General features: G+C 42.5%; 10 protein-coding genes. 3 read left to right on the plus strand and 7 right to left on the minus strand.

Translation table 11 applies throughout. From position 1 onward, the window contains the following. The first annotated feature begins 152 nt into the window (after positions 1-152). Complete coding sequence (locus tag CV014_RS21385) at positions 153-1388, plus strand: NAD(P)/FAD-dependent oxidoreductase (protein ID WP_236143916.1); 1236 nt, start codon at positions 153-155, stop codon at positions 1386-1388. A 126-nt stretch (positions 1389-1514) separates the two neighbouring features. Here the strand turns inward: CV014_RS21385 and CV014_RS21390 are convergent, their stop codons facing one another. Together CV014_RS21390 and CV014_RS21395 are read right to left on the minus strand one after the other, a co-directional pair. Beyond that, a complete protein-coding gene (locus tag CV014_RS21390; protein WP_236143873.1) occupies positions 1515-1847 on the minus strand; it encodes a hypothetical protein in 333 nt (110 codons plus the stop codon). Next, the gene (locus CV014_RS21395) at positions 1847-2233 is read right to left on the minus strand and encodes a hypothetical protein (RefSeq protein WP_236143874.1); all 387 of its coding nucleotides are present in this window, start codon (positions 2231-2233) and stop codon (positions 1847-1849) included. The genes CV014_RS21390 and CV014_RS21395 overlap by 1 nt, the downstream gene beginning before the upstream one ends. 222 nt (positions 2234-2455) lie before the next feature. On the opposite strand from CV014_RS21395, the gene CV014_RS21400 reads away from it, so the two are divergent. Beyond that, a complete protein-coding gene (locus CV014_RS21400) occupies positions 2456-3865 on the plus strand; it encodes a DUF3370 domain-containing protein (RefSeq protein WP_236143875.1) in 1410 nt (469 codons plus the stop codon). Between the two features lie 171 nt (positions 3866-4036). On the opposite strand, the gene CV014_RS21405 is transcribed toward CV014_RS21400, so the two are convergent. The 5 genes from CV014_RS21405 to CV014_RS21425 all read right to left on the minus strand — a co-directional run bounded on the left by CV014_RS21405 (position 4037) and on the right by CV014_RS21425 (position 10060). Beyond that, positions 4037-4948 carry an Rpn family recombination-promoting nuclease/putative transposase gene (locus CV014_RS21405; RefSeq protein ID WP_236143876.1) on the minus strand — a complete coding sequence of 304 codons (912 nt, stop codon included), beginning with the start codon at positions 4946-4948 and terminating at the stop codon, positions 4037-4039. 162 nt (positions 4949-5110) lie between these two features. Continuing rightward, on the minus strand, positions 5111-5962 hold the full coding sequence (locus CV014_RS21410; RefSeq protein ID WP_236143877.1) for an Rpn family recombination-promoting nuclease/putative transposase: 852 nt from the start codon (positions 5960-5962) through the stop codon (positions 5111-5113). A 61-nt stretch (positions 5963-6023) separates the two neighbouring features. Then, the gene (locus CV014_RS21415) at positions 6024-6329 is read right to left on the minus strand and encodes a small RNA NsiR4-regulated ssr1528 family protein (RefSeq protein ID WP_236143878.1); all 306 of its coding nucleotides are present in this window, start codon (positions 6327-6329) and stop codon (positions 6024-6026) included. 155 nt (positions 6330-6484) lie between these two features. Next, positions 6485-9562: a phosphoenolpyruvate carboxylase gene (gene ppc / locus CV014_RS21420; RefSeq protein WP_236143879.1), complete on the minus strand. Its 3078-nt coding sequence runs from the start codon at positions 9560-9562 to the stop codon at positions 6485-6487. 270 nt (positions 9563-9832) lie between these two features. Next, positions 9833-10060 carry a hypothetical protein gene (locus CV014_RS21425; protein ID WP_236143880.1) on the minus strand — a complete coding sequence of 76 codons (228 nt, stop codon included), beginning with the start codon at positions 10058-10060 and terminating at the stop codon, positions 9833-9835. A 321-nt stretch (positions 10061-10381) separates the two neighbouring features. On the opposite strand from CV014_RS21425, the gene CV014_RS21430 reads away from it, so the two are divergent. Beyond that, positions 10382-13360, plus strand: coding sequence for a DUF1574 family protein (locus tag CV014_RS21430; RefSeq protein WP_236143881.1), 2979 nt, complete (start codon positions 10382-10384; stop codon positions 13358-13360). Positions 13361-13448: the final 88 nt, after the last annotated feature.

Genomic DNA, 13448 nt, shown 5'->3' on the forward strand with positions numbered 1-13448 from the left:
TTATGCTCAAAAAACTTGGTGGCGTTTTTAATATACAACCACATAGATTGATGAATTCTAGCAATTTAGAGTTTTAGATTTGAAATTGTGAATTGGGATGTTGATTCTGTACTAGCCTAGATGTAGATGATCATCTAGAAATGTTGGAAAAATTGCTACCTGCAAAAATTGTAGTTATTGGCGGCGGGGCCGCAGGGTTTTTTGGGGCGATCGCCTGTGCGGAAGCTAATCCCCAAGCCCAAGTCACTCTATTAGAAGCCAGTCGTCAACCCTTGGCTAAAGTCCGTATTTCTGGGGGAGGACGCTGTAATGTGACTCATGCTTGTTTTGAACCGCAAGCCCTAGTACAGAATTATCCCAGAGGTGGTAAGGCGTTACGGGGTGCTTTTAGCCGTTTTCAAGCTCAAGATACTGTAGCTTGGTTTACAGCCCACGGAGTCAAACTTAAAACGGAAGCTGATGGCAGAATTTTTCCTATTACAGATAATTCTGAAACTATTGTCGAATGTTTAATGGATACTGCTCAGGCTGAAGGTGTGGAAATTTGGACTGGTGCGGCTGTAGCAGGGGTGAAAAAAGCTGGTGATGAGTTTGAGGTACTTTTGAGATCAGGGGAAGTGATGAAATGCGATCGCCTGTTATTAGCGACCGGTAGCAGTCACATTGGTTATAAAATTGCTCAAGAGTTGGGACATCACATCGTTGCGCCAGTTCCATCGTTATTTACATTTAATATTGCTGAAGCCAAACTCCAAGCCTTGGCGGGGATTAGTGTTAACCCTGTACGCTTGCGGTTATATGTGGAAGAACAGCCAGCACTGGAACAGACAGGGGCTTTACTGATTACCCATTGGGGTGTCAGTGGCCCGGCTGTGCTGAAGCTTTCCGCCTGGGGTGCCAGACTCCTGCACGAACGCCAATATCAAGCCACCTTAATAGTAAATTGGTTGCCGGAACTCACACAAGAACAAGTCAAACAAAAAGTCCTGGCTATCAAGAACGAGTGGGGAAAAAAAGCGATCGCGTTGCACCGTGGTGTTGATTTGCCCCATCGTCTCTGGCAATACATAATTAACCGTGTAGGTATCACCACAAATGACCGTTGGGCAGAATTACCCAATAAAACTTTAAACTTGTTAGTACAAGAACTGACTCAAGGCAAATACTTTATTAATGGTAAAGGTGTCTTTAAAGAGGAGTTTGTTACTTGTGGCGGTATAAATCTGTCGGAAATTAACTTTAAAACTATGGAAAGTAAGGTAGTTTCTGGGCTGTATTTTGCTGGGGAAATTCTCGATATTGATGGCGTAACTGGAGGATTTAACTTTCAAAGTGCTTGGACAACAGCTTATTTAGCAGGTACAGCTATGGGTATTAGTGATGTTTAGTGATGTCGTATTATTTTAAGTTTGTATTAAGTTTGTAGTGAGGACTTCAGTCCTCAGAATAAGGGCTTAAGCCCTTACTACAAGCCAAATGTTTCTATTCTTTGTGACACTTTCATAAATTCTGATCTATTCATATCTATATTTTCTAGACTTAATCACTTCAATGACATCATCATGACGCTGACCTTCGATGATGTCATTCAAATGAATTTTGCCATCAATATATTGTAAATGTATGCGCCATCCTGATAACTTATCGATATCAGCACGGTAAATTGCCTGTTTAATTCCCTTCACTTTACGCAGTCTAGTTTTAGGAAAAGTTCTAGTTCGATGACATTCATTATCTTCCAATTCAGCCAAAGCTTCTAGAAAATCTATTTTGAGATTATCCGGTAAAATCTCCATCGCTTCATGAATGACACCATGCTCATCTAGAAGGGGTTTAATCTGTGACATTAGCTAGAACTAACCTCAATTTCTTGATGTTTGACGCTAAAGTCTTGGTAAAGAGACTCGGCTACAGAATTATAGGCTTTGGAAGCATCTTCAGTATTAACGACTCGGAATAATGTAACTACTGTAGTGTCAAAAATTGGATCATCATCAATAGTCACAATTAATCTGATGTCTTTATCAATGATTAAGGCATAAAGTGAAGAATCATAATCATCACTAAGCTTAATTTCCTTCAATTTAAAAGCTTGTTTATCTAAAAATGTTTTATTTTTTGATAGTATTTCAACGTAGCGATTTAATTTCTTAACAATTTTAAACTTTTCTTTATTATTAAATCTCTCTAAATCTCGCTCAAAATCCTTAGTCGATTCGATAAGTGTGTCCATTTAACTGATTCCAGAATTGAAATCTTTCACCAATCTCAAATTTAACGTATAACTAGAGTTTTTAGAAGTATTTAAAGTATATTCATCGACGATATCAATGACATTTATAGATTTGCGACTATAGTTAAGTTTGGTAAGTAAATTATATATGGCGATCGCTTTCGGAAATGAGCTTAAATACCCTTGTATTTAGGATAGTTTATCTGTAGCACTCACTTTCTTATGCCAACTAAATTAGCACCACCTTTATTCATCATTTTATTAGGGCTAGGTCTAACTACGATTTCTGGATGTTCCAAGGCGATAAATTCAGCCGTTGCTCAAAATTCACCCAAACCAGAACCCCAAATCATCGTCCAACCTGGAGAAGTGCGCCCTTTACCTGGGAAATTAGATAACATTCCTGTATTTAATAGCAACAGCCCAGAATGGATTAAAACTGAGGGCATTTTACTTTCTACCTTCCCTACAACTAATAAAAAAACCCCAGGCGCACACCTAAATTTCCCTTTTCAGGGACGGTTTGATGTCTTTGCTCACCACTATACTCACACCCCCAAAGATTTACAAACTCTATATATAGGCATTATTATTCAGAACCCTGGGAAACAACCTGTAACTGTTGATACTCTACAAGCAGCCAGCTACTTAATGCAAGATGCACCCTTTGTCACCTTACCCCCTTACCGAGAAAACAATGATGGTAAAGTCTACTCCGGGCCAGGGGCGAGGGCTGTGGCTGATGTGCTGCGGGGTGTGCGCCAAGCTGACTTTCCTTCTAAGATAGTCATTCCACCAGGACAAAGCCGGATGTTGTTGAATCATCCCATTCCGGTACGAAATCTAGAAAAGCCTATCAATGGTCGGTCTAGCTTTCTGCGCTTACGAAGTAATGGCAAAGTGTATGCAGCGAGTTTAGCCATGTTTGCCAAGAAAAACGCTGATGGTTCTGACCGCGCCCCAACACTGGCGGAATGGCAAGCTTTACTTAATAACGGTAACTTTGCCGGGCCAAGGGATAAAACTCCTACTCCTCCCGACGCTACTAGCGGGGCGTTAATTTATGGACGGGTGGCTGGTGTTTCTCAAGGTTCGCAATGGAAAGCAAACTTAGTAGATAACCCCCAAGCCACTACTCTTTCCATTCCACAACCAGGGAAAGGGATTTCTTATCCTTTAGTGACTTTGCGGGGTGGTCGATTGGGTACTGGACAAAACCAAACCGCCCAATTGCTGGTACGGTATCCTGATACAGCCTATGAAGCGCATGGTAATTATGGCGTGGAATATAATCTCAGTTTGCCTTTAAAGAACAATACCAATCAAACTCAAAAAGTAACAGTTACTTTAGAAACACCTTTAAAAGAAGACAAATTATCTCAAGGTGGCGTGCGTTTTCGCAAACCATCCCAAGATTTTCCCTTTTTTAGAGGTACGGTAAAGCTGAGTTATTTTGATGACCAAGGAAAGCAACAAACGCGCTATGTTCATCTCTGGCACAGAACAGGTCAAGTTTTAGAGCCACTAGTACAGTTTGTCATGCCACCTGCTACTAGAAGGAATGTGCAGATAGACGTGATTTATCCGCCTGATTCTACACCACCCCATGTGTTAACGGTACGAACATTATAAGTAAGATTCTTGATTAAGATGCACTTGATTCGGCACTACAGAGACGTTGCATACAAATAAATTTTTCAGCTAGGCGCGATCGCCCCTCCCTAGTAAAATATGACAAGCGATGCCTACGGCTGGCTGCGCCTACGCCTATACTCATCATTGCAGCAAATGTCTAGGTTCAATTTAATTAATTCGCGCCTGCAACCAAGCCTGCAAATCAGCGACACTACTAAAATCTAGCAACGCTTCCCCCAACTCTTCCAGCATTGGTAATTGCAAACCCCCTACCACAGAAAGCACATCTTGGGGAATTTCTCCCAATCGCTTCGTTAATAGTCGGCTAACAATATGAGTGAGAGCCTCTCGTCCTTCTTCTCGTCCTTCTTTTCGTCCTTCTTCTCGTCCTTCTTCTCGTCCTTCTTTTCGTCCTTCCTCTAGTCCTTCTTCCTTGATTTCTCGATAAACTCGTGTTTCCTTCAATGTAATGTCTAACATTGACTCCACCTCCTTTCGACTTAGTTGCTCAAACCGATAAGCGATGATCGTGGTAATTATTTCAATTATCGCATTGCTGACTGGTGCAGAAGCTTCTTGACGAGTTCTAGTTAATAAATACCGCGCTTGTGATGGGGCTTGTTCTTCCTCTACTGTAGTTAATACCATCACCGCCAACCATAAAGGTAAAGAACGAATATCTCCCAACTCATCCAAATATATGCGATGTACTTGGTCGCCGTTGAGTAATGCACGATGGGGACGAGTATCACTCTGTTCAATACTTTGTGAGGGGTAGATAATTACTGCTTGCCAATCGCTAAATCGATCGCGGTTGCGGTAAAAATAGAGTGAAGACTCTGCAAATACTCTTTCATAAAGCTTTTCGTCTTTTTGGAATTGGACTTCACAAAAATAAACAGTCCCAGGAGTTGCATTTTCTGGCGGTAAAAATACACCGTCGATTTCAAACTTGGGTTCTTTAACAGCTACCGAGTCGAATTTATATTTGTCTGCATTTTCTGGCGGATTTGTCAATAATTCAAATAATAAACTAGGCGATTGTTGAAATATTTTGTAAAAAATCGAATCTCGACGCATGAAAGATGGGGTTGGAAATATATCTCAATAATGCTGGGTTAGCCTAGTTTGATGGTTGCAGGAGTAGCCATAGCCTGAAGGAAGCATCACTTTCAGTACAATATGAGAAGCGATGCCTACGACTATGATCATCATTGCAGGAGATGTCTGGGTTCAATCAGCTTAACTAATTCGCGCCTGCAACCAAGCCTGCAAATCAGCCACACTGCTAAAATCTAGCAACGCTTCCCCCAACTCTTCCAGCATTGGTAATTGCAAACTTCCTACTACAGAAAGCACATCTTGGGGAATTTCTCCCAACCGCTTCGTTAACTGTCGGCTAATCATGTTAGCCATTGCTTCTCGCCCTTCCTCTCGTCCTTCCTCTTTGATTTCTCGATAAACTCTTGTTTCCTTCAGTGTGATGTCTAACATTGACTCCACCTCCCTTCGACTTAGTTGCTCAAACCGATAAGCGATGATCGTGGTAATTATTTCAATTATCGCATTGCTGACTGGTGCAGCAGTTTCTTGACGACTTCTAGTCAATAAATACCGCGCTTGTGATGGAGCTTGTTCTTCCTCTACTGTAGTTAATACCATCACCGCCACCCATAAAGGTAAAGAACGAATATCTCCCAACTCATCTAAGTATATCCGATGTACTTGGTCGCCGTTAAGTAATGTGCGATGAGGACGAGTATCACTTTGTTCAATACTCCTTGATGGATAAATAATTACGGCTTGCCAATCGCTAAATCGATCGCGGTTGCGGTAAAAATAGAGTGAAGATTCGGCAAATACCCTTTCATAAAGCTTTTCATCTTTTTGGAATTGGACTTCACAAAAATAAACAGTCCCAGGAGTTTCATTTTCTGGTGGTAAAAAAACCCCATCAATTTCAAATTTAGGTTCTTTAACAGCTACCGAGTCAAATTTATATTTGTCTGCATTTTCTGGCGGATTTGTCAATAGCTGAAATAATAAACTCGGCGATTGTTGAAATATTTTGTAAAAAATTGAATCTCGGCGCATGAAACATTGCTATAAAAATATTCTTAAAATTATGATGCGTAGGCTATGCCTACGCACGAATTTACTTACCGCCGTAGAAAAAAGCGATATCTTTTTCTTTCAGGGGTGCAAAGCCTGCTTCTATCAGCAATTGATCAAGTTCTGCTTGAGGAATATGTTTTGCACCAATACGGATAATGCGCGATCGCATAGTATTAGATACACCACTACGTTGTCTATTGGCTTCTAGTGCCATAACTTTGGTGTAAAGTTCTAGCTTGGCAGTGGGAATGGGTGTACCATCAAAATCGATGCCTTTAGCGATCGCTTCATCAATAGCATCAGCACCTTTGGTAGTAGCGTTAACTCCTGTAGTGTCAGCAGTCATGGTAATTTTTCCTGAAATTTATAGGTATATATTACCAGTGATGCTGACTTAGGGATTGGGGAGAGTTAATAGTCAATAGTCAACAGTCAACAGTCAACAGTAATTGCTTTTGACTAATGACTAATGACTATGGACTAATGACTATTGACTATACATCAACCCGTATTTCTCATTCCCGCCGCAATACCGTTGATGGTTAAGAGTGCGCCTCTAAGTAATTCGCCTTTGCTGTAACGTGAATGAATTACACCAGGGGTAGCAATATTTTTCGACTGGCGCAGGCGTTTGAGGAGGGAAACTTGGATAAATCCCAGGGGGACGATTGTACCGTTACGTAATTGTACGGAACGTTGCAGTACAGGATCACCGTCTAATAATCGACCATGTTCAGTGATTTTCAAGACTAAATCTCTAGTGAGGTAGAATTCACTGGCGATTTGCTCAAATACTATCTCAAATCTGGCTTTATCTTCTGGGTTAGCTAACTCCTGCACGTAGTGACGCGCCATTTGCATATCTACTTTTGCCAAAGTCATTTCGGCTTTGGAAATCACCATTTTGAAGAATGGCCATTTCACGTAAAAGTAGCGGAGGAGTTTGAGGTGTTCTTCTGGTTCTTCACTCAAGAACTCTTGTAAGGCTGTCCCGACACCATACCAAGAAGGTAGCAAAAAGCGGGTTTGTGTCCAGCTAAATACCCAGGGGATAGCGCGGAGACTGCTTAAGTCTTTTTTACCGGAGGGGCGACGGGCGGGACGGGAACTGATTTGGAGTTGGCTGATTTCTTCGATGGGGGTGACTTGGTGGAAGAAATCAATAAAATCTGGTTGTTCGTAGATTAAAGCACGATAATGCTGTCTGGAGCGTGCTGCTAATTCTTCCATAATTTCGTTCCAAGGTTCGATATCATCAAACCCTGTCCGTAATAAGCTGGCTTGAATTACCGCCGTGGTGATGGTTTCTAGGTTGTATAAAGCCAAGTCCAGTAAGGAGTATTTGGAAGCTAAAACTTCTCCTTGTTCAGTAATTTTGATGCGCCCGTTAATGCTGTGGCCTGGTTGTGCCAAAATCGCTTCGTGGGCTGGGCCACCACCTCTACCTACAGAACCGCCACGCCCGTGGAAAATCCGCAGGTTTACGCCGTATTCTTCAGCAATTTTCTGGAGGGATTTTTGGGCTTTGTGAATTTCCCAGTTACTACTTAAAAAGCCAGAGTCTTTGTTGCTGTCAGAATAACCCAGCATCACTTCCTGTAAGTCGGGAGTGAGGGAAAACGCTTCAGTGGGGAGAGGGAGATGGGGAGAGGGGGGAAGGGCTTCTTGACTACCGTTGAGGGCGGCGTAACCACCTGCTAATAAAGCACGATACAAAGGTAGTTCAAATAATTGCCGCATAATGCTGCGTGAACGTTGCAAGTCTTCCACTGTTTCAAATAATGGTACAACTTGAATTGTCCCCACGGCGATCGCAGGGTCAAATAATCTGGCTTCTTTGGCTAACAGCAAAACTTCTAGTACGTCGCTGACTTGGCGACACATACTAATAATGTAGGTTTTGCAGATGTTCACCCCAAATTCCTGCTGTAGCGATCGCACTATGCGGAAGGTTTTAATGACATCATTAGTTTTGTCGGAAAATGGCAATTCGGCGGAAATTAGAGGGCGACGAGTTTGCAGTTCACTGGTTAACCACTGTACACGCTGTTCTTCTGTCAGGTCGTTGTAAGATTGGGGCAGAATTTGCAGGTATTCTAGAATCTCATTTAACGCGTCTGAGTGTCGGGAAGATTCTTGGCGGATATCTAATTGGGTGAGATTAAAGTCAAAAATTTCAACTTGGCAGATGAGATTATCTAATTCCCGACAACTTAGTCCCGTTTCCGTCAAGTTACGCTGAATTAACCGCAGTTCCGCCAAAAACTCTGCCCCAGAACGATACATAGGGCTATCTTCATTAGTGGGAGTTTCGCCCTTATATAAAGCCAAATTGCGATCGCAGGTATTTTCCAATCGCTTCAACACATAAGATAGTTTGAGGCGATAGGGTTCTTGGCGATATCTTAAAGCCAATGCGTCGTAAACTTCGCTTAACTGGGACTGATCTAACTCCAAAGATTCCAGCAAATCTGGTAACACATCACTCCAGTGCATGGAAATACTCAGTAACTCAATCAATTGCTTGACTGACTTGATATATCTCTCTAGCACCATTTTGCGCTGATAACAGGCTGTTTGCCAGGTAACTTCCGGTGTCACCGAGGGATTTCCATCCCTATCTGAACCCACCCAAGAACCAAAGGAACAAAAATCTGTGCTGGGTGGTTCTAACCAAGGAAATGTTTTCCCCAAGGCGTACTTGAAGCGTTTATATAGTTGGGGAATTCCATCAAATAAAACCTCTTGGAAGTAGTGCAGGGCATAATCTACTTCATCTAACACCGTGGGTTTAAACTGGTGTAATTCATCAGTCCGCCACCAGAGGCGGATTTCTTCGAGGAGTTTTTCCCGAATTTCTCCAGCTTCCCAAGGATAGCCACCGCCATTATCATTACGTGTTTCTACTGAGTCAAGCTGCTGTAATAGCTTCACTACTTGGCGTTGTTTATCGCGGATAGTGTGGCGGACAATTTCCGTGGGGTGGGCTGTGAAGACTAGACGGACATCTAATTGGGAAATGAGGCGTTGAATTTGTTGGGGTGGAACATTCAACTTTTGCAGTAAAGGAAACAGGGCAGCAAAAGTCCCTCTTTGTCTGTTCTGTTCTCTAGAAGAACCATTTTTCGCTAGCCAGTCCATACTACCGCCACCATTGAAGATGACATCATCTTCATTTTGGTTAGAGGAGTAGTTGATATTGTGAGAATTTTCCTGTTGGGGTAATTCTTGTTCGGCTTCAGAATAGCGAGTTAACTGCTGCCGTTGTTCATATTCCTGCTCTATGATGTTGATCAACTGAAAATACAAAGCAAAACCCCTTGCTGCGCGGATTGCTTCATTAATATTTAACTGTTCAATCAACTTGACAGCAGAAACAGCTTGGTCTTTTGTAGCTTGTCCCTCTGGTGAACACAAATCGCGTAACTGACGCAACAAATCCACCATATTTTGCCCACATTCTTGCCGGAGTACGGACTCCCACAATTCTTCTACAATTTGCAGACGGTGACGCAAAAATAATTCTGAGGTAGGGTACGAATTGGCAGATTCAGATAAAGAGTATAAAACAGAACTCATATTGTTTCTCTTGTGAAGCCGATCGCTTGCGTGTAATTCAAAATTCAAAATTCAAAAATCTTAATTTAGGAAGCATTTTTGGGTATCTTGAATCATGATTTTGTGGATATCGCGTTGAGCAATGTTTGGTAAGTATATTTTTTAATTTTGGAGTAGTGAGTGTTGTTCGGCGTTTAGCCGGTGCTGGGTGCTGAGTAGTGAGTCAATGTATTTTCTCCTTCTCTCAATGCCCAATGCCCCATGCCCCATACCCCATACCCTCCACCTCTTTTATTCTGTGTCATCAGGAAAAGGAAGAATTGGCAAGCGATCGCCGCGAAATAATTCTTCACTGGCTTGCCCTATAGATTCTAGGGCTTGTACTGAAACTTTACCTGCGGTGAGGAGCATTAGTATAGACGCTGAACCCATTTGCACCAGGAGAGATTGGGGAATGGTAAACAGAACCAAATTCAATCCGGTATTGGCTACGGTGGACTGTTGAGTAGTAGGAGGCATGGTTTGTTGTGAATGATTATTCAAAGAGTAGAATAAAACGCAAAACTCAAAATCTGTATGACTGACAACCTTATAAGACTATTTTGTCCCACTTAGCCAGCCAAGAAGGTAACAAATGTGTTAACAAGAAACTCCAAAATGTGATAGACCTATGGTTTTAGTTTACAGGTGGAGTCAATAGTCATTAGTCATTAGTCATTAGTCATTAGTCATTAGTTATTAAATTTTCTTGCTATACTCGATGCCCCATTCCCTATTCCCTATTCCCTATTCCCTATTCCCCAATCCCCAATCCCTGTGTTCCTTTATAGTTAACTGCCCATGAAAACATTACTATCAGATAGTCAGCAATCCTTATTGCAATGGGTCAGCCAAGCAACGGGGATTAATACTTTAGGGGTAAAAGTCCGATTACGGGGAAATGACCTCCATATTTTGTGTGAAGGTTCTGAGTGTCCCCGACGCTGGCGGACTTTGTATGATTTGCTGCACGCACTCCAGCAGACAGATTTAGATGCCCTGACCAGTTACGAACAACCCTCAATATACCAAGTATTTGTCTACGGACGAAAGAAAGGGGAATATCGTCCCGAATGGTGTCATAAAGTTTACCTCAATCAACTAGACCGTCATCTAGAACAGGTCGAAAAGGCCATGTTAGAAGATGCGGCGAAAGCCCCTGGTGGGGCGTTGATTCTCTCTAATGAAAGTTTGGCACGGCGGGGAGATCCCAATGCGATCGCCCGTTATCTCAGTGAAACTCTGAGTGCAATGGGTGTGGCGGTACAGGTAAAGGTCAAACAGTCTGAAAGCGGTGAGGATCATCAAGCGGCTTCAGAACGTTTATGGATTTTATGTCAGTCAAGTTACAGTCCTGATCCTTCCTTGTTGGCTGAACCCATAGCCCACAAGTTACGCCAGTTAAAGCTATCTGGCTACAAGGACGCGGTAATTGTTTCCCAAATTAGCGGCGAAACTAAGCACGAATGGCGGTTACGCATCGATTTAACACCGCCAGAGGTGATGCTGAAGGAATGGGCGCGTTGGGGTGATGTGCAGGCGATCGCGCGGCTATTGATGGCGGTATTATCAGAGTTTGCGGTGTCTGTGCAGGTTTCGCTACAAGAATCAACCCTACACATCTTTTGTTTACCTAATGCTGATGCCACAGTCCCAAATAAAGCTTTTTGTCTAGAAAAAATATCACAGCAATTAGATGCGATCGCACCCCAAGGTATTCTTGCGGCTACGGTTTACGGACAAAAAACCCATGATGACACACAACCAGACTGGATTGATTGGCTAACTCTACCCGCCAAGGAATATCCAGCTTTGGCGACTCCCGCTTTAGAATTGGCGGCTGAAGGTGATGAACCAGCAATTATTTTCCTCCTCGAACGCTTACTGAATCCCAATTTAGATCGCAAGTTAAAAACCGGCGGCTTGCGGGTGCTACTCCTAAGAAAAGATGATTTATTTCACATCATGTGTGATGCACCCATCTGTCCCAGCCGTAAACAAGTCGCCCCGAAAGTTACCCAATTGATTCGCCAACTCAAAATTTCTGGGATTGCGGGAGTGCGCGTTTATGGTAGGCGTTCAGGAAATAAAGAACCGTTTTGGCATCATGGTGTAGATTTAGCCCAACGTCAAAGATTAGTCCCAGAAGCTACCCCAGAATTCGCCGCCACGGCTGAATATGTCGGCGAATTAATTAACCAGGAAAATGACGAACCGATTTTACGTCCTGACTTAACTACAGAAGAAGTTCAAAGTTTCGTTAGTGAAGTAGCACGCGATTGGGTGACAACTACAACTAACACCGTTAGAAAATGGTTTTTAGTTAGTCAGTTATTCACAGAAAGCGACCAATCAAGTAACCCCATTCCTGATGCTCAAGGTGTGAAAGTCGCCTTAGTTTGGGGGACTTTAGGATTGTTACTCACCTTGCAAACCGATTGGGTGCTAGGTTACATAGTTTCTCGCACCATACCCAGTTCATCCCAGGTGAAAAATATTCCATCACCCCAGCCAAAGTCACCTGTTAGTACCAGAGAAACTTCCAACCCCAGAACCGCATTTTTCACCACCAATTCCCAGCAATCAAGTCAAGGTTTTAATTCCTCTGGTTTTACTCAAGCGGAAGAAGATGTCACCGCCACCCCTGCAAAAAATAAAGCCAACGCCACAGCGATTTTATTGGCGGCGCGGTCTTCCATGCCTAGTTTTAATGTCAGACAATTAGATGAACAATTAGCCCTCTACAGACAACGCATCGCCAAAAATGGTAAACCCGCCGATGTGTTAATTATTGGTTCTTCCCGTGCATTAAGGGGAGTAGATCCCGCCGCATTATCCAAAGCCTTAGCGCGTCAAGGTTATCCCAATGTGGATGTATTTAACTTTGGCATTAACGGGGCAACTTCCCAAGTCGTCGATTTTGTCCTTCGTCAAGTTTTGCAACCTTCCGAACTACCCAAATTAATTTTGTGGGCTGATGGTTCTCGCGCCTTTAATAGTGGTCGTGATGATCTCACATTTAAAGCGATCGCCAATTCTCCAGGTTATGAATATGTGTTAAAACAAGCAAAAACCTCCGAAAACAATGATGAATCGTCAAGTAACCCCGAAAAATCCCCACCAGTTGCCCAAAAAACACCCCAAAAAGAGATTAATAATTATCAAGTCATTAATAAATGGTTAAACCAAAACCTAGCCAAACTTTCCGTCAGCTATCAACACCGTGAGCAAATTCAAGGTCTATTCCACGAACAAATAAAATCTCTCCCACTCCTGAAACAATCCCCAAAAACTTCATTACCTGCTGATATCACAAGCAATAATCCTGAAGATGATAGCACTTTGACACAAGCAGTAGATTTTGATGGTTTTCTACCATTATCTATCCGCTTTCATCCTGCTAGGTACTATCAAAAACATTCCAGAGTTACAGGTAATTACGACAACGACTATAAAAATTTCCAATTAGGAGGAGAACAAGACGCGGCCTTTCAGGATGTTTTGCAATTTACCCAATCGCAAAATATCCCCCTAGTCTTCATTAACTTACCCTTAACAGATGAATATTTAGACGAATTCCGCCGCCAAAAAGAACAAGAATTTCAGACATATATGTTGCGATTAGCGACTAACCCTGACTTTATTTCTAGAGATTTAAGTCAGCTTTTCCCCCAAAACAATGACAACTTTTCCGACCCCAGCCACCTAAATCGCTTTGGTGCTTACGAAGTCTCACAAAAACTAGCCAATGATCCGATGATTCCCTGGCCTGTGAAATAAATGGAATTGGTAATCGGGCATTGGGCATTGGGCATCGGTAATTGGGCATCGGGCATCGGGTATCAGACATAGCAAAGGAATTTTATAA

Source organism: Nostoc sp. CMAA1605 (assembly GCF_021596505.1).
GTDB lineage: Bacteria > Cyanobacteriota > Cyanobacteriia > Cyanobacteriales > Nostocaceae > Trichormus.